The 18122-nt window shown below is 48.3% G+C and carries 13 protein-coding genes and 4 tRNA genes; 15 read left to right on the top strand and 2 right to left on the bottom strand.

Annotated features, from left to right (window positions below):
* Positions 1 to 5 precede the first annotated feature (5 nt).
* Positions 6 to 929 carry a type I pantothenate kinase gene (gene coaA / locus EA26_RS19935; RefSeq protein ID WP_039431533.1) on the bottom strand — a complete coding sequence of 308 codons (924 nt, stop codon included), beginning with the start codon at positions 927 to 929 and terminating at the stop codon, positions 6 to 8.
* Positions 930 to 1141: 212 nt separating this feature from the next.
* Between coaA and EA26_RS19930 the strand changes: the two genes are divergently transcribed.
* The 13 genes from EA26_RS19930 (at position 1142) to rpoC (ending at position 15035) form a co-directional block, all read left to right on the top strand.
* Positions 1142 to 1217 (top strand) — tRNA-Thr (locus EA26_RS19930).
* A 46-nt stretch (positions 1218 to 1263) separates the two neighbouring features.
* Positions 1264 to 1348: transfer RNA gene (locus EA26_RS19925), tRNA-Tyr, on the top strand.
* A gap of 35 nt (positions 1349 to 1383) precedes the next feature.
* Positions 1384 to 1458: transfer RNA gene (locus EA26_RS19920), tRNA-Gly, on the top strand.
* Between the two features lie 13 nt (positions 1459 to 1471).
* Positions 1472 to 1547: transfer RNA gene (locus tag EA26_RS19915), tRNA-Thr, on the top strand.
* Between the two features lie 93 nt (positions 1548 to 1640).
* The gene (gene tuf, locus EA26_RS19910) at positions 1641 to 2825 is read left to right on the top strand and encodes an elongation factor Tu (protein ID WP_039431531.1); all 1185 of its coding nucleotides are present in this window, start codon (positions 1641 to 1643) and stop codon (positions 2823 to 2825) included.
* A 226-nt stretch (positions 2826 to 3051) separates the two neighbouring features.
* A complete protein-coding gene (secE, locus tag EA26_RS19905) occupies positions 3052 to 3432 on the top strand; it encodes a preprotein translocase subunit SecE (RefSeq protein ID WP_039431528.1) in 381 nt (126 codons plus the stop codon).
* Between the two features lie 13 nt (positions 3433 to 3445).
* Positions 3446 to 3994 (top strand): transcription termination/antitermination protein NusG, encoded by a 549-nt coding sequence (gene nusG / locus EA26_RS19900; protein ID WP_039431525.1) that lies wholly within the window; start codon positions 3446 to 3448, stop codon positions 3992 to 3994.
* A gap of 145 nt (positions 3995 to 4139) precedes the next feature.
* A complete protein-coding gene (gene rplK / locus EA26_RS19895) occupies positions 4140 to 4568 on the top strand; it encodes a 50S ribosomal protein L11 (RefSeq protein WP_011079197.1) in 429 nt (142 codons plus the stop codon).
* 4 nt (positions 4569 to 4572) lie between these two features.
* Positions 4573 to 5274 carry a 50S ribosomal protein L1 gene (gene rplA / locus EA26_RS19890; RefSeq protein ID WP_039431522.1) on the top strand — a complete coding sequence of 234 codons (702 nt, stop codon included), beginning with the start codon at positions 4573 to 4575 and terminating at the stop codon, positions 5272 to 5274.
* A gap of 291 nt (positions 5275 to 5565) precedes the next feature.
* A complete protein-coding gene (gene rplJ / locus EA26_RS19885) occupies positions 5566 to 6054 on the top strand; it encodes a 50S ribosomal protein L10 (protein WP_039431520.1) in 489 nt (162 codons plus the stop codon).
* A gap of 60 nt (positions 6055 to 6114) precedes the next feature.
* Entirely contained in the window at positions 6115 to 6480 is a 366-nt protein-coding gene (rplL, locus tag EA26_RS19880; RefSeq protein ID WP_039431518.1) for a 50S ribosomal protein L7/L12, read from the top strand.
* A 250-nt stretch (positions 6481 to 6730) separates the two neighbouring features.
* The gene (gene rpoB / locus EA26_RS19875; RefSeq protein ID WP_039431515.1) at positions 6731 to 10759 is read left to right on the top strand and encodes a DNA-directed RNA polymerase subunit beta; all 4029 of its coding nucleotides are present in this window, start codon (positions 6731 to 6733) and stop codon (positions 10757 to 10759) included.
* A 73-nt stretch (positions 10760 to 10832) separates the two neighbouring features.
* A complete protein-coding gene (rpoC, locus tag EA26_RS19870; protein ID WP_039431514.1) occupies positions 10833 to 15035 on the top strand; it encodes a DNA-directed RNA polymerase subunit beta' in 4203 nt (1400 codons plus the stop codon).
* A gap of 95 nt (positions 15036 to 15130) precedes the next feature.
* On the opposite strand, the gene EA26_RS19865 is transcribed toward rpoC, so the two are convergent.
* Positions 15131 to 15625, bottom strand: a complete 495-nt coding sequence (locus tag EA26_RS19865; RefSeq protein WP_039431511.1) for an Rsd/AlgQ family anti-sigma factor — start codon at positions 15623 to 15625, stop codon at positions 15131 to 15133.
* Positions 15626 to 15818: 193 nt separating this feature from the next.
* Between EA26_RS19865 and nudC the strand changes: the two genes are divergently transcribed.
* Together nudC and hemE are read left to right on the top strand one after the other, a co-directional pair.
* Positions 15819 to 16604 carry an NAD(+) diphosphatase gene (gene nudC, locus EA26_RS19860; protein WP_039431510.1) on the top strand — a complete coding sequence of 262 codons (786 nt, stop codon included), beginning with the start codon at positions 15819 to 15821 and terminating at the stop codon, positions 16602 to 16604.
* 418 nt (positions 16605 to 17022) lie between these two features.
* Positions 17023 to 18090: a uroporphyrinogen decarboxylase gene (hemE, locus tag EA26_RS19855; protein ID WP_039431507.1), complete on the top strand. Its 1068-nt coding sequence runs from the start codon at positions 17023 to 17025 to the stop codon at positions 18088 to 18090.
* The last annotated feature ends 32 nt before the right edge of the window (positions 18091 to 18122 follow it).

The following is an 18122-nucleotide window of genomic DNA, read 5'->3' as shown; positions in this document are numbered from 1 at the left end:
GGTTATTATTTCCTCACCAACACTTCTTCGACCGAGTGATTTGCCCCTTTGCGTAAGATCAACTGTGCCCTTTCTTTGGTCGGTAGAATGTTTTCGCGAAGATTCAAGCCATTAATATCACGCCAAATTTGCTGAGCTTTGGCGATGGCTTGCTGCTCAGAGAGTTGAGTGTAGTGACTAAAGTAGGAGCCGGGCTCAGTGAACGCACCTTTGCGGAACTTAAGAAAGCGTTCGATGTACCACTGCTCAATGATCTCGCAAGGCGCATCGACATAAATCGAAAAGTCGAGAAAGTCAGAGACAAACACACGATGCGGATCATGGGGATAATCCATACCACTCTGTAAAACATTGAGACCTTCAATAATCAATACATCTGGACAATCAATGCTTTTCAACTCATCGGTGATGTCATAAGTGATATGTGAATAAACCGGGACCGTTAGATCGGGTTTGCCAGCCTTCACATCCGAGACGAACTGGACAAGGCGTTTCATGTCATACGACTCAGGAAAGCCTTTGCGGTGCATAATACCGCGTTCATCCAGCACCTTTTTCGGGTAGAGAAAACCGTCGGTGGTGACTAACTCCACTTTCGGATGATTCTCCCAACGTGCAAGCAGTGCACGTAGCACACGGGCGGTGGTGCTCTTTCCCACTGCCACGCTGCCCGCAATACCGATCACAAATGGTGGGGCGTGCTCCTCATTATTAAGGAACTTGTGCAGTACAGAGTTACGGCTCTGCCTTGCTTGGACATAGAGGTTAAGGAGACGAGCCAATGGCAGGTACACCTCAACGGCTTCCTGCATTGTCAGGTTCTCATTGATCCCCTGCAGCGCTTTTAAGTCAGCTTCAGACAGCGTCATTGGCACTGAGTTGCGTAAATCAGACCAATTCGCGCGACTGAATGACATAAATGGGCTCATACTCTTCTCGCCATGTCCATTTGAATCCTAAAAGATGATGCAAAATACATCATGAACTCGAGAATGCAAATCACAATAGTAAAACTGCTGTTTAAAAAGCGAGATCTGTATGATTTTGCAGCAAATGATTGCCTTTAAACAAAATTTGGCGCTTTTTTGCAAGAAAGCTATTGCAAGCCAAGAGATCATTCACTAGAATGCGCTCCACTTATGCCGACTTAGCTCAGTAGGTAGAGCAACTGACTTGTAATCAGTAGGTCACCAGTTCGATTCCGGTAGTCGGCACCATTTTCTCTTGAAGTACGCTTCAGGAAAGGAAAGTGGATAAAAATTTGGAGGGGTTCCCGAGTGGCCAAAGGGAGCAGACTGTAAATCTGCCGGCTCCGCCTTCGATGGTTCGAATCCGTCCCCCTCCACCATATTCTTAAGGAAATAGCTCTCAGAGTTACGTGTTGCGGGCATCGTATAATGGCTATTACCTCAGCCTTCCAAGCTGATGATGCGGGTTCGATTCCCGCTGCCCGCTCCACTCTAATTTGAGTGCTGATATAGCTCAGTCGGTAGAGCGCATCCTTGGTAAGGATGAGGTCGGCAGTTCGATTCTGCCTATCAGCACCAGCACTCTTGCTTTTTCCTTTTGAGTACTAAATTCGCCATTATTGGTTGCGTGGTCATTCAAGCCACCTAAATCCGTACCTAGAGGGACAACTCATGTCTAAAGAAAAATTTGAACGTACGAAACCGCACGTAAACGTTGGTACTATCGGCCACGTTGACCACGGTAAAACAACTCTAACTGCAGCTATCTGTACTACTCTTGCTAAAGTTTACGGCGGTAAAGCACGTGACTTCGCATCTATCGATAACGCACCAGAAGAGCGTGAGCGTGGTATCACAATCTCTACTTCTCACGTAGAGTACGACACTCCAAACCGTCACTACGCACACGTAGACTGTCCTGGACACGCTGACTATGTTAAAAACATGATCACTGGTGCAGCACAGATGGACGGCGGTATCCTAGTTGTTGCAGCAACAGATGGCCCAATGCCACAAACTCGTGAGCACATCCTACTAGGCCGTCAGGTTGGTATCCCATACATCATCGTGTTCATGAACAAATGTGACATGGTTGATGATGAAGAGCTACTAGAGCTAGTAGAAATGGAAGTTCGTGAACTTCTGTCTGAATACGATTTCCCAGGTGATGACCTACCAGTTATCCAAGGTTCTGCACTAGGCGCACTAAACGGCGAAGAGCAGTGGGAAGCGAAAATCGTAGAACTAGCAGAAGCGCTAGACAACTACATCCCAGAGCCAGAGCGTGCAGTAGACATGCCGTTCCTGATGCCAATCGAAGACGTATTCTCAATCCAAGGTCGTGGTACAGTAGTAACTGGCCGTATCGAGCGCGGTATCCTGAGAGTGGGTGATGAAGTTGCGATCGTTGGTATCAAAGAGACCACAACGACTACTTGTACTGGTGTTGAGATGTTCCGTAAACTGCTAGACGAAGGTCGTGCAGGTGAGAACGTTGGTGCACTACTACGTGGTACTAAGCGTGACGAAGTAGAACGTGGCCAAGTACTTGCTAAGCCAGGTTCAATCACTCCACACACTAAGTTCGAGTCAGAAGTATACGTACTGTCTAAAGATGAAGGTGGTCGTCACACTCCATTCTTCAAAGGCTACCGTCCACAGTTCTACTTCCGTACAACTGACGTAACTGGTAACATCGAGCTACCAGAAGGCGTAGAAATGGTAATGCCAGGCGACAACATCAAGATGACTGTTGAGCTGATCGCACCAATCGCGATGGACGAAGGTCTACGTTTCGCGATCCGTGAAGGCGGCCGTACAGTAGGTGCTGGTGTTGTTGCGAAAATCTTTGAATAAGATTTGACGAACCAGTAGTAAAAAGGGCATCATTTGATGCCCTTTTTCTACGCTCAATATAATCTTTGCTGCTTTCTTAGGCAGGGTTATCTTGAGTGAAGAATTGTGATTGAGCAATGTCGCTTAGTCGTAAGAGTGCGCTGAGCTTGAATTCAGCGATATGGTGTTTGCCCTGCAACAGCGGGGCTGTTGTCGTCTATAGTAAGACTTGTGACAGGTTGGTTTTATGAAAGCAAATAATGCTGAAACTCCTGATAGCTCAAGTGCAGCGGATACGTTTAAGTGGGTAATCACTTTCGTACTGCTTGCTGCCGCTGTTGTGGGTAATTACCTGTATGGTGAAATGTCTGTAGTAGTTCGTGCTGCAGGTGTAATCGTGTTGATTGCTGCCGCGCTTGGCGTTGCGGCAACAACGTCAAAAGGCAAAGAAGCGATCGCTTTTGCACGCGAATCCCGTATGGAAGTTCGTAAAGTGGTTTGGCCGACTCGTCAGGAAACCATGCAAACTACTTTGATCGTTTTGGCCGTAAGTATTGTAATGGCTCTGGTACTGTGGGGTATTGACGGCATTATGGTTCGTCTCATTGCTTTCGCAACTGGAGTATAGAGGGTTTAAATTCATGAGTGAAGCTCCTAAAAAACGCTGGTATGTGGTTCAAGCCTTCTCTGGATTTGAAGGCCGTGTCGCCCAGTCTCTTCGTGAGCACATCAAAATGCATGGTATGGAAGAGCACTTTGGTGAAGTTCTCGTGCCGACTGAAGAAGTCGTTGAGATGCGCGCTGGTCAGCGTCGCAAATCTGAGCGCAAGTTCTTTCCGGGCTACGTCCTCGTTCAGATGATTATGAATGATGAATCATGGCACCTGGTTCGCAGTGTGCCGCGTGTCATGGGCTTCATTGGTGGTACTTCCGATCGTCCTGCGCCTATCACTGATAAAGAAGCGGACGCCATTCTTAACCGTCTTGAGAAAGCGAGTGAAGCGCCTCGTCCACGTACTATGTACGAAGTGGGTGAAGTGGTTCGCGTCAACGAAGGTCCGTTTGCGGACTTCAACGGTACGGTTGAAGAAGTGGATTACGAGAAGAGCCGCCTGAAAGTGTCTGTATCGATCTTTGGTCGTGCAACACCGGTTGAGCTTGAATTTGGTCAAGTGGAAAAGCTTGATTAAAAAAACACCTTTTTAAGGGTTGTCTGAGGCGCGAATTATGACTATAATTTCGCGCCTTTTTACTTCAAAGTGAAGTAAAGAGAATTGTTAATCACGGGGAGCTGATCGGCGATCAGCGTCTGAACCCAAACATTTAGGTATTATCATGGCTAAGAAAGTTGAAGCTTATATCAAGCTGCAAGTTGCTGCTGGTATGGCGAACCCAAGTCCACCAGTTGGTCCTGCACTAGGTCAACGTGGTGTTAACATCATGGAATTCTGTAAAGCGTTTAACGCGAAAACAGAATCAATGGAAAAAGGTCTTCCTGTTCCTGTTGTTATCACTGTATACAGCGACCGTTCTTTCACGTTCGTAACTAAGACTTCTCCAGCAGCAGTTCTTCTGAAGAAAGCAGCAGGTATCAAGTCTGGTTCAGGTCGTCCAAACACTGAAAAAGTGGGTACTGTAACTGACGCTCAAATCCAAGAAATTGCAGAAGCGAAAGCGGCTGACATGACTGGTGCTGACATCGAAGCGATGAAGCGTTCTATCGCAGGTACTGCTCGTTCAATGGGCCTAGTGGTAGAGGGTTAATATCATGGCAAAACTAACTAAGCGCATGCGCGTAATCCGCGAAAAAGTTGATGCAACTCGTGAATACGACATCAACGAAGCTGTTGCTCTACTGAAAGAACTGGCTACTGCTAAGTTTGTTGAGTCTGTAGACGTTGCTGTTAACCTAGGCATCGACGCTCGTAAATCTGACCAAAACGTACGTGGTGCAACTGTACTGCCACACGGTACTGGCCGTGACATCCGCGTTGCAGTATTTGCACAAGGTGCAAACGCTGAAGCTGCTAAAGCAGCTGGCGCAGATCTGGTTGGTATGGAAGATCTTGCTGAGCAAGTGAAAAAAGGCGTAATGGACTTTGACGTAGTGGTTGCTTCTCCAGATGCAATGCGCGTTGTAGGTCAACTAGGTACTATCCTAGGTCCTCGCGGTCTAATGCCAAACCCGAAAGTTGGTACTGTAACTCCTAACGTTGCTGAAGCGGTTAAGAACGCGAAAGCGGGTCAGGTTCGTTACCGTAACGACAAAAACGGCATCATCCACTCTACTATTGGTAAAGCTGACTTCTCTGCAGAGCAGATCAAAGAGAACCTAGAAGCACTTCTAGTGGCTCTGAAGAAAGCTAAACCATCTTCAGCTAAGGGTACTTACCTGAAGAAAGTAAGCATCTCTACTACTATGGGTGCTGGTGTTGCTGTTGATCAGGCTAGCCTGAGCACTCAAGCATAATCTATTTGCTTAGGCGCAAAATTTGTGTATAATTTTGCGCCTAATATTTGTGGTTGGGGCTGAAGCTTGGTTCTTTGAGTAAATCTTTACTTGGCTGAATTAAGACCCAGTCTCCGTCCAAGACCGTAGGTGTCTAGCGAATGTTAGACTTAATTGTCCTACGTAGATGGTGCCCGAACTGACAGAAAGCTCTATGTAAATAGTTACCTTTCTTCTGGGAAAAGCACCTCAATAGCTCTCACTGTTGTGATAATAGTGAGTGGTGTAACAACAACCAGGAGTTAATCCAAGATGGCTTTAAATCTTCAAGACAAAAAAGCAATTGTTGCTGAAGTCAACGAAGCAGCCGCTGGTGCACTTTCTGCAGTTGTAGCTGATTCTCGTGGCGTTGAAGTTGGCGCAATGACTTCTCTACGTAAACAAGCTCGTGAAGCGGGTGTTTACATGAAAGTTGTGCGTAACACACTAGCACGCCGTGCGGTTGAAGGTACTCAGTACGAGTGTCTAACAGAGACTTTCACTGGTCCTTCTCTAATCGCGTTCTCTAACGAGCACCCAGGTGCTGCAGCGCGTCTTTTCAAAGACTTCGCTAAAGAGAACAAAAACTTCGAGATCAAAGCTGCTGCATTTGAAGGCGCGCTAACTGACGCTGAAGTACTAGCAACACTACCAACTTACGACGAAGCAATCGCACGTCTGATGATGTGTCTGAAAGAAGCTTCTGCTGGCAAGCTGGTACGTACTATCGCTGCTGTCCGCGATCAAAAAGAAGCTGCGTAATTCGCATTGCTTTTTACTGGTTGCTTAATAAACTTATTGTTGACTTAAAAGAGAATTGTTATGTCTATTACTAACGAGCAAATCCTAGACGCTATCGCAGAAATGTCTGTAACACAAGTTGTTGAACTGATCTCTGCAATGGAAGAAAAATTCGGTGTTACTGCTGCAGCTGCAGTTGTAGCAGGTGGCCCAGCAGCAGCAGCTGTTGAAGAGCAAACTGAATTCAACGTAATCCTAGCTTCTGCTGGTGCGAACAAAGTTGCTGTTATCAAAGCAGTACGTGGCGCAACTGGTCTAGGCCTGAAAGAAGCGAAAGCTCTAGTTGACGGCGCTCCAGCGGCTCTGAAAGAAGGCGTTGAGAAAGCTGAAGCTGAAGCTCTGAAGAAAGAGCTAGAAGAAGCTGGTGCAACTGTTGAGATCAAGTAATTATTACTTAGTCTCTTAGCCTAACGGCTATTGGCTGGTGGTTTAATGACCACCGGCCTTTTTGCGCTGTAGGGTATAGGCGAATTTTCCCGCTGTTTAAGCGCCTGATATCCATGCAAAAAACATTTCATTCAATCGCAATGAAGTGTCACTACAGTAAACAGCCATTTAGTCTCTGTCCCTTACCCCCCTTAAGTAACTAGGTGTGGGCGGACAGTTTGGGTCACTTATCAGCGAGCTGAGGAACCCCATGGTTTACTCTTATACCGAGAAAAAGCGCATCCGTAAGGACTTTGGTACTCGTCCACAAGTTTTGGACATTCCATACCTGCTATCGATCCAGCTCGATTCGTTCGATAAATTTATCGAACAGGATCCTGAAGGGCAATACGGTCTTGAGGCTGCTTTCCGTTCTGTATTCCCTATTCAGAGTTACAACGGCAATTCAGAGCTGCAATACGTTAGCTACCGTCTTGGTGAGCCAGTTTTTGATGTTAAAGAATGTCAAATCCGTGGCGTAACTTATTCAAAACCACTGCGCGTTAAACTGCGCCTGGTGATCTTCGATAAAGACGCACCAGCAGGTACTGTAAAAGACATTAAAGAACAAGAAGTCTACATGGGTGAAATTCCACTCATGACGGACAATGGTACCTTCGTAATCAACGGTACCGAGCGAGTTATCGTATCCCAGCTGCACCGAAGCCCAGGTGTGTTCTTCGACAGCGATAAGGGTAAGACTCACTCTTCAGGTAAAGTTCTCTACAACGCGCGTATCATTCCTTACCGTGGTTCATGGCTTGACTTTGAGTTCGATCCTAAGGACAACCTGTACGTACGTATCGACCGTCGTCGTAAGCTGCCGTCAACGATCATTCTTCGCGCACTAGGCAAGACCACCGCAGAGATCTTGGATATTTTCTTCGAAAAAGTGAATTTCGAAGTAAAAGACCAGACGCTGATGATGGAGCTAGTTCCAGAACGTCTGCGTGGTGAAACGGCTTCTTTTGATATCGAAGCGAATGGCAACGTTTACGTTGAGAAAGGTCGTCGTGTAACGGCTCGTCATATCCGCCAGCTAGAGAAAGATGGCGTTGATCACATCGAAGTACCTGTTGAGTACATCGTTGGTAAAGTTTCTTCAAAAGATTACATCAATGAAGCGACTGGCGAGATCATTGTTGCGGCGAACCAAGAAATCAGCCTAGAAGCGTTGGCTAACCTGTCGCAAGCAGGTCACAAGTCGTTGCAAGTTCTGTTTACCAACGATCTTGACCACGGTCCATTCATGTCAGAAACCCTACGTATTGACAGCACTGTTGATCGTATTTCTGCACTGGTAGAAATCTACCGCATGATGCGCCCTGGTGAGCCACCAACGAAAGAAGCGGCAGAAGCCCTATTTGAAAGCCTGTTCTTCTCTGAAGAACGTTACGACCTGTCGACTGTTGGCCGCATGAAGTTCAACAGCTCTATCGGTCGTGAAGACGCGCAAGAGCAAGGCACTCTTGACGAAACTGATATCGTCGAGGTGATGAAAAAGCTTATCGCTATCCGCAACGGCATCGGTGAAGTGGACGATATCGACCACCTAGGTAACCGTCGTATCCGTAGCGTTGGCGAAATGGCAGAGAACCAATTCCGTGTTGGTCTAGTACGTGTTGAGCGTGCTGTGAAAGAGCGCCTAAGCCTAGGCGATCTTGATGCGGTAATGCCACAAGACTTGATCAATGCCAAGCCAATCTCTGCGGCAGTGAAAGAGTTCTTCGGCTCTTCTCAGCTATCTCAGTTTATGGACCAGAACAACCCACTATCAGAAGTCACGCACAAGCGTCGTATTTCTGCCTTGGGTCTTGGTGGTCTGACTCGTGAGCGTGCTGGCTTTGAAGTTCGAGACGTACACGTAACGCACTACGGCCGTCTATGTCCTATCGAAACGCCTGAAGGTCCGAACATCGGTCTTATCAACTCGCTGTCTGCGTTTGCTCGTTGTAACGAGTACGGTTTCCTTGAAACCCCATACCGCCGTGTTATCGATGGTATCGTGACAGACGAAGTGGATTACCTATCGGCTATCGAAGAAGGCCAATTCGTTATCGCTCAGGCGAACGCCGCGCTAACGGAAGAAGGTACTTTCGCCGATGAACTGATCACTGCTCGTCAGAAAGGTGAATCGGGTCTACACCCACGCGAACATGTTGATTACATGGACGTTGCGACTAACCAGGTGGTATCTATTGCGGCATCGCTGATCCCATTCCTGGAACACGACGATGCGAACCGTGCCTTGATGGGTGCGAACATGCAACGTCAGGCCGTACCAACACTGAAAGCAGACAAGCCTCTGGTTGGTACTGGTATTGAGCGTAACGTAGCAGTGGACTCTGGTGTAACTGCGGTGGCGAAACGCGGCGGTGTTATCCAGTCTGTTGATGCTTCTCGTATCGTCGTTAAGGTTAACGAAGAAGAGTTGATTCCTGGTGAAGCGGGTATCGATATCTACAACCTGACCAAATACACGCGTTCTAACCAAAACACCTGTATCAACCAGCGTCCATGTGTGATGCCGGGTGAGCCAGTACTGCGTGGTGATGTGCTTGCTGACGGTCCTTCAACCGACCTTGGTGAACTTGCACTTGGCCAGAACATGCGTATCGCGTTCATGCCTTGGAACGGTTACAACTTCGAAGACTCGATCTTAGTTTCTGAGCGCGTTGTTCAAGAAGACCGTTTCACGACTATCCACATTCAAGAACTGACGTGTGTGGCGCGTGATACTAAGCTGGGTTCGGAAGAGATCACAGCGGATATTCCAAACGTTGGTGAATCGGCTCTGTCTAAACTGGACGAGTCAGGTATCGTTTACATCGGTGCAGAAGTGAAGGGTGGTGACATCCTTGTGGGTAAAGTGACACCGAAAGGTGAAACTCAGCTCACTCCTGAAGAGAAGCTGCTACGCGCTATCTTCGGTGAAAAAGCATCTGACGTTAAAGATACGTCACTGCGTGTACCAAACTCAGTTTCAGGTACCATCATTGATGTTCAAGTCTTCACTCGCGATGGCGTAGAGAAAGACAAGCGTGCGCTTGAAATTGAACACATGCAGCTGAAAGAAGCGAAGAAAGACCTAACAGAAGAGTTCCAAATTCTGGAAGGTGGTCTTCTCAACCGTGTGAAAGCCGTGCTTCTTTCTGGCGGTTACTCTGAAGCGAAACTGGACGGTACTGAACGTAAGAAGTGGCTAGAGCTGACTCTTGAAGATGACGCACTGCAAACTCAGCTTGAGCAACTTGCAGAGCAGTACGACGAGCTGAAAGCAGACTTCGACAAGAAGTTTGAAACCAAGCGTCGTAAGATCACTCAAGGTGATGACCTAGCGCCTGGCGTACTGAAGATCGTGAAAGTTTACCTAGCGGTGAAACGTCGTATCCAGCCTGGTGATAAGATGGCGGGTCGTCACGGTAACAAGGGTGTAATCTCTAAGATCAACCCTGTTGAAGACATGCCATACGACGAAAACGGTCAGCCAGTTGATATCGTACTGAACCCACTGGGTGTACCTTCGCGTATGAACATCGGTCAGATCCTAGAAGTTCACTTAGGTCTGGCAGCGAAAGGTATCGGCGACAAGATCAACCAGATGGTCAAAGAGCAGCAAGAACTGGCGAAATTCCGCGAATTCCTGCAAAAAGTTTACGACCTAGGCGAAACTCGCCAGAAAGTAGACATTGCTTCTCTGTCTGATGATGAAGTTCGTACTCTGGTTCACAACCTACGTGGCGGTCTACCGATCGCGACTCCGGTCTTTGATGGTGCGTCTGAGAAGTCAATTAAAGAGCTTCTAAAACTGGCGGATCTCCCTGAGTCTGGTCAGCTTACACTGTTTGATGGCCGTACCGGTGATGCGTTTGAGCGTCCGGTTACTGTCGGCTACATGTACATGCTGAAACTGAACCACTTGGTTGATGACAAGATGCACGCTCGTTCAACAGGTTCGTACAGCCTAGTGACTCAGCAGCCACTGGGTGGTAAAGCTCAGTTCGGTGGTCAGCGTTTCGGTGAGATGGAAGTATGGGCACTGGAAGCATACGGTGCGGCTTACACGCTACAAGAAATGCTTACCGTTAAGTCGGACGACGTGAACGGCCGTACTAAGATGTATAAGAACATCGTAGATGGTAACCACGCGATGGAACCTGGCATGCCAGAATCGTTCAACGTACTGTTGAAAGAGATCCGCTCGCTGGGTATCAACATCGAGCTAGAAGACGAAGAGTAATCCTTCCGGGTTATTTGGTAGAAAGTAGTCTGTCGAGAGGCAGGCTACTTTTAACTCCTTACAGGAGCTGATTGTGAAAGACTTATTAAACTTTCTGAAAGCACAGCATAAGACCGAAGAATTTGATGCAATCAAAATCGGTCTGTCTTCACCAGACATGATTCGTTCATGGTCTTTTGGTGAAGTGAAAAAACCTGAAACGATCAACTATCGTACGTTCAAACCTGAGCGCGATGGTCTGTTCTGTGCGCGTATCTTTGGCCCGGTAAAAGACTACGAGTGTCTTTGTGGCAAATATAAGCGTCTCAAGCACCGTGGCGTGATCTGTGAGAAGTGTGGCGTTGAAGTTACGCAAACTAAAGTTCGTCGTGACCGTATGGGCCACATCGAGCTAGCTTCTCCAGTGGCTCACATCTGGTTCCTGAAATCGCTACCGTCTCGTATCGGTCTGCTGATGGATATCCCACTACGTGATATCGAACGCGTTCTGTACTTCGAAATGTACGTAGTGACTGAACCGGGTATGACGGATCTTGAAAAAGGCCAAATGCTGACGGAAGAAGAGTATCTGGATCGCCTAGAAGAGTGGGGCGACGAGTTCACGGCTAAGATGGGTGCGGAAGCGATCAAAGACCTACTAGGTTCGATGGATCTGCACGCTGAAGCTGAGCAGATGCGCGAAGAGCTCGATACCACTAACTCTGAAACTAAGCGTAAGAAGCTAACTAAGCGTCTCAAGCTAGTAGAAGCGTTCGTGCAATCTGGCAACAACCCAGAGTGGATGATCTTAACGGTACTTCCAGTTCTGCCGCCAGATCTACGTCCTCTAGTACCGCTAGATGGCGGCCGCTTTGCGACTTCAGACCTGAACGACCTATACCGTCGTGTGATCAACCGTAACAACCGTTTGAAGCGTCTTCTAGAGCTTGCTGCTCCGGACATCATCGTACGTAACGAAAAACGTATGCTGCAAGAGTCTGTTGATGCGCTACTAGATAACGGCCGTCGCGGTCGTGCGATCACAGGTTCGAACAAGCGTCCTCTGAAATCTCTTGCTGATATGATCAAGGGTAAACAGGGTCGTTTCCGTCAGAACCTGCTAGGTAAACGTGTAGACTACTCTGGCCGTTCTGTAATCACAGTAGGTCCATACCTGCGTCTGCACCAGTGTGGTCTTCCTAAGAAGATGGCACTTGAGCTATTCAAACCATTCATCTACAGCAAGCTTGAGACTCGTGGCCTAGCGACGACAATCAAAGCAGCGAAGAAGATGGTTGAGCGTGAAGAAGCGGTCGTTTGGGATATCCTGGACGAAGTGATCCGTGAACACCCAGTGCTACTTAACCGTGCACCAACACTTCACCGTCTTGGTATTCAGGCGTTCGAACCAGTACTGATCGAAGGTAAAGCGATTCAGCTACACCCACTTGTGTGTGCGGCGTACAACGCGGACTTCGACGGTGACCAAATGGCGGTTCACGTACCTCTAACGCTAGAGGCACAGCTTGAAGCTCGTACTCTGATGATGTCGACAAACAACATTCTGTCGCCAGCATCGGGCGACCCTATCATCGTACCTTCTCAGGACGTGGTATTGGGTCTGTACTACATGACTCGTGAAATGATCAACGCGAAAGGCGAAGGCATGTACCTAGCCGGTCCTGCTGAAGCGGAAAAAGCATACCGCACTAAGACAGCGGCACTGCACGCGCGCGTTAAAGTTCGTATCACTGAGACTGTGGTAGACGAAGATGGTCACAGCACAACAGAAACCAAGATGGTGGATACCACTATCGGCCGTGCCATGTTGTGGCAAATCGTACCGAAAGGCCTACCGTTCAGCATCGTTAACCAAAAGCTAGGTAAGAAGCAGATTTCTAACCTACTTAACGAGGCGTACCGTAAGCTCGGTCTGAAAGACACCGTAATCTTCGCTGACCAAATCATGTACACCGGTTTTGCTTACGCAGCACTGTCTGGCGTATCAGTTGGTATCGACGATATGGTTGTACCACCGGCTAAGTACACTGAAATCGCCGAAGCGGAAGAAGAAGTACGCGAAATCCAAGAGCAGTACCAATCTGGTCTGGTAACGGCAGGCGAACGCTACAACAAAGTGATCGATATTTGGGCATCGACCAACGATCGCGTTGCGAAAGCGATGATGGAGAACCTCTCTTCTGAAACGGTCATCAACCGTGACGGTGAAGAAGAGCAACAAGAGTCGTTCAACAGCATCTACATGATGGCGGACTCAGGTGCTCGTGGTTCTGCAGCTCAGATTCGTCAGCTAGCGGGTATGCGTGGTCTGATGGCGCGTCCAGATGGTTCAATCATCGAAACGCCGATCACGGCAAACTTTAAAGAAGGTCTAAACGTACTTCAGTACTTTATCTCAACGCACGGTGCTCGTAAGGGTCTGGCGGATACGGCACTGAAAACAGCGAACTCGGGTTACCTAACTCGTCGTCTCGTTGACGTTGCACAAGACGTAGTAGTTTACGAGCACGACTGTGGCACCCCTGAAGGCATTGAAATGATGCCGCACATCGAAGGTGGTGACGTTAAAGTTGCGCTAACTGAACTTGCTCTTGGCCGTGTGGTGGCAGAAGACATCGTTAAGCCAGGCACAGAAGAAGTTCTGATCCCACGCAATACGCTGTTGGATGAGAAATGGTGCCAGATCATCAACGAAAACTCAGTTGATAAGATCAAAGTACGTTCAGTGGTAACCTGTGATTCAGACTACGGTTGTTGTGCACTGTGTTACGGTCGTGACCTAGCGCGTGGTCACCTAGTGAACCAAGGCGAAGCCGTCGGCGTTATCGCCGCTCAGTCTATCGGTGAACCGGGTACACAGCTAACGATGCGTACGTTCCACATCGGTGGTGCGGCATCGACAGCAGCAGCGGAAAACAGCATCCAAGTGAAGAACAACGGTTCTGTGAAGCTGAACAATGCGAAGTTCGTTGTGAACAAAGCAGGCAAACTGGTTATCACTTCGCGTGCATCTGAACTGACCATTATGGATGAGTTCGGCCGTACCAAAGAGAAACACAAACTGCCTTACGGTTCGACACTGAACAAAGCGGATGGCGATGCAGTAACGGCTGGTGAAACGGTCGCGAACTGGGAAGCGCACACCATGCCAATCATCACTGAAGTGGCAGGTCGTGTTCAATTCGTTGACATGATTGATGGTGTGACTGTTTCACGTCAAACCGATGATCTGACCGGTCTATCTTCAAGCGAAGTGACCGATGCGGCGGCTCGCCCTGCGGCAGGTAAAGATATGCGTCCAGCGATCAAACTTGTCGACGAGAAAGGCAACGACGTGATGATCCCAGGTACCGATATGCCGGCGCAGTACTTCCTACCAGGTAAAGCGATCGTCAACATCGAAGATGGCACCGAAGTGGGTATCGGTGACACGCTTGCTCGTATTCCTCAGAAATCGGGCGGTAACAAGGACATCACCGGTGGTCTACCACGCGTTGCTGACTTGTTCGAAGCGCGTCGACCAAAAGAACCTGCAATTCTTGCTGAACACACAGGTACAGTAAGCTACGGTAAAGAGACTAAAGGTAAGCGTCGCTTGATCATTACTCGTGAGGGTGGTGATACGTATGAAGAGATGATTCCTAAGCACCGTCAGCTGAACGTATTTGAAGGTGAGCGTGTGGAACGTGGCGATGTTATCGCTGACGGTCCAGAAGCGCCACACGATATCCTGCGTCTACGTGGTATCCACGCTGTGACTCAGTACATCGCCAATGAAGTTCAGGAAGTTTACCGTTTGCAAGGCGTTAAGATTAACGACAAGCACATCGAAACCATCGTTCGTCAGATGCTTCGTAAGTGTACTATTACTCACGCTGGTGACTCTGAGTTCCTACCAGGTGAGACAGTAGAATACGCGCAAGTGAAGATTGCTAACCGCAATCTAGAAGCGGAAGGCAAAGAGCCAGCACGTTTCGAACGTGAGCTGCTAGGTATTACCAAAGCATCTCTTGCTACTGAGTCGTTTATCTCTGCGGCATCGTTCCAAGAAACGACTCGCGTACTGACTGAAGCGGCTGTTTCTGGTAAGCGTGATGATCTGCGTGGCCTGAAAGAGAACGTTATCGTTGGTCGTCTGATCCCGGCTGGTACTGGTTTTGCGTATCACCAAGATCGTCAAGCGAAACGTGCGCAAGCACAGGAAGGCCCATCGGCTGCACAAGCAACTGATAACCTTGCTGCACTGCTAAACGCAGGCTTCTCTTCAGACGAGTAATCGTTGAGAAATCAAAAAGGCACCTTCGGGTGCCTTTTTTGTGGCTGTTGTTGCTGTTGTTACTGTTAAATCAATCGTTTTTCGTTGCCTGTACTTCAAGCCCCTGGCGGGACTGACAGGCTGTCAGCGATCAACTGGATGAGTTGATCTTCCACTTCAAAACGCATTTCCAGTATTTCACCCAAGCGAGAGAGATCTTTGTCAAAACGGTCTAGCGTATCTTCTTCATCGACACTGGCGTATTGATCAGTAAAGTTGAGCAGTGGATCGGTGGTTAGCACGATGCGAGCATAAGTGTCATGGATCTCTTGCGTGATTTCAAAGCCAGTAGCACGCCACTTGTTCATCACCATATCGTAGACTTTAAAATGACCTTCAGAGATGTAATCCACCAGTTCTTGGCAGAAATGCTGCAGTTCGTCGGGAGTCGGAAGTTCGAGTACATTCGTCTTGTTGATACAAGGCTGTAAAGCTGCAAGCTTGCAATACTCCACAATCAGCGATTGTCTGGTCTCTAACCAGTGATCAATCACTTCACTGGAGCCGCCCCATTGTTCTTGCGTTTGTTTGAATTTTTTTAGCATGACCATGCCCTCATGATCTGATCACCGAACCTGTGATCTTTTCCTTTGCCTAGTAAAGCCACAATCTTCATAGCAATCTCGAAGATGCAACCTATTGTCCTTACTAGAATTTATATCCAGATGTCAATGTGATAACAAACTCTGGTATGAATTTAGATTGCCAGTAAAATGAACGAACTGCAAGCAGTGAGGATCGAGAATGTTATCTGACATCGACAATAAACAGAACCGGGTATGCTACTGGTGTGTAGTCTCGGGCAGCGAAGTTTGGCTGGTAGATGGGGCTCTACCTTTTGGTTTAGCCAGCCAGTTTTCGCTCGACAGTGATAAGGCAATAAAAGTAGGAAGCTATCAAGGACATGACGTCATGTGGCTCAATGAAGCAGAGCTTGAGCTGAGTCTGCCGATGATCTCACTGCGTGAATGCCTCCACTTCGACGAAGCCTTGTTTCTGCTGATAAGTAAAGCCGTGCAGTACGGCCACATGACGCAAACTCTCCGCTTTTGTCCGCAGTGTGGCGGGCGTACCCATCTCAATCACAATCAGTTGGCGATGCAATGTGCCGATTGTCGTACTTTGCATTATCCCCGCATTTTTCCCTGCATTATCGTTGCGGTGCGCAAGCAACAGGAGATTCTGTTGGCACAACATCCTAGACATCGCAATGGCATGTACACTGTGATTGCTGGTTTCCTTGAAGTGGGTGAAACCTTAGAGCAGTGTGTGGCGCGAGAAGTAAAAGAAGAGACCGGGATTGATGTGACCAATATTCGCTACTTTGGTAGCCAGCCTTGGGCATTTCCTTCAAGTATGATGATGGCCTTTCTCGCCGATTATGCTGGTGGTGAGATAAAGCCCGACTATTCCGAACTCAGTGATGCCCAGTGGTTTGGACTAGGCACTATGCCTGAGGTCGCGCCTGTTGGCACGATTGCTAGAGCGTTAATCGAACAAACACTGCTCGATATAGCCGCTGACATTTGATGGACGAAAACTCCAATCGGTGTGAAGTGTATTACGCCAACCTTAGCTTGGGGTTACTTCTGCGAGTATGGCAGTGCGGTGCAAAAATCACCTATTCAAAGGCGGTCAAGTGGCGGCCTATTTGCCACTTCTGGCCAGTGTGTACTGGTTTAATTTCTTGAAATTAAATAAAAAAAACCCTCCGAGAGGGAGGGGGTAAGTAAGATGTCGTTATGAGATGCCAAGCACTGAGTGCTCGGTTTATAATTGTAGTTTTCGCTAGCGAACAAATTTTTAACACTGTTACTGGTTGGGTGCAAACTAAGCATTGATTTAAACGTTAATAACTTGATCTAGGACGCAAAGCATGCCGCTTTTTCTCTCAAATCAGTGATAGAATGTCGCCCTTATAAGAAAGCCTAACAACTGGAAAGACGGAATGACTGAATTAAAAAATGACCGCTATCTACGTGCTTTGCTCAAGCAGCCAGTGGATTGCACCCCAGTATGGATGATGCGTCAGGCTGGTCGCTATTTACCTGAGTATCGCGCGACTCGTGCTCAAGCTGGCGATTTTATGTCTTTATGCCGCAACGCTGAGTTGGCCTCAGAAGTGACACTCCAGCCGCTGCGCCGTTTTCCTCTTGATGCGGCCATTCTTTTTTCGGACATTTTGACTATTCCAGATGCCATGGGGCTGGGTTTGCGTTTCTCGGCGGGCGAAGGCCCGGTATTCGATAAGCCGATAACCTGCAAAGCGGACGTGGATAAGATAGGCCTGCCCGATCCAGAAGGTGAACTGCAATACGTCATGAATGCCGTGCGCCAAATCCGCAAAGATCTGCAAGGCGAAGTGCCGTTGATCGGTTTCTCAGGCAGCCCGTGGACACTGGCAACCTACATGGTTGAAGGGGGCAGCTCGAAAGCCTTCACTAAGATCAAAAAGATGATGTACGCCGAGCCGCAAACGCTGCACCTGCTGCTCGATAAACTCGCCGATAGCGTTATCGAGTACCTCAACGCGCAGATCAAAGCTGGTGCGCAATCGGTGATGGTGTTTGACACTTGGGGTGGCGTGTTGACTCCGCGTGACTACAACCTATTCTCGCTGCAGTACATGCATAAAATCGTTGATGGGCTGATACGTGAAAATGACGGTCGCCGAGTGCCGGTCACCCTGTTCACCAAGAACGGCGGCATGTGGCTGGAGCAAATAGCCGCAACAGGTTGTGACGCTGTGGGCCTTGATTGGACCATCAACATTGCCGATGCTAAAGCGCGCGTGGGAGATAAAGTGGCCTTGCAAGGTAATATGGACCCCTCCATGTTGTATGCGCCGCATGATCGTATCCGTGAAGAGGTGGCGACCATTCTTGAAGGATTTGGCCAAGGTGGAACCGGGCACGTGTTTAACTTGGGGCACGGCATTCATCTTGACGTTCCACCAGAAAACGCAGGCGTGTTTGTTGACGCCGTGCATGAGCTCTCCAAGCCCTACCATCAATAACGTGATGATGTGAAAAAACCAGCCTCGGCTGG

The organism is Vibrio navarrensis, from assembly GCF_000764325.1.
GTDB lineage: Bacteria > Pseudomonadota > Gammaproteobacteria > Enterobacterales > Vibrionaceae > Vibrio > Vibrio navarrensis.
The sequence above is the reverse complement of the archived record's forward strand: the minus strand, read 5'-3'. Positions and strand labels throughout refer to the sequence as shown.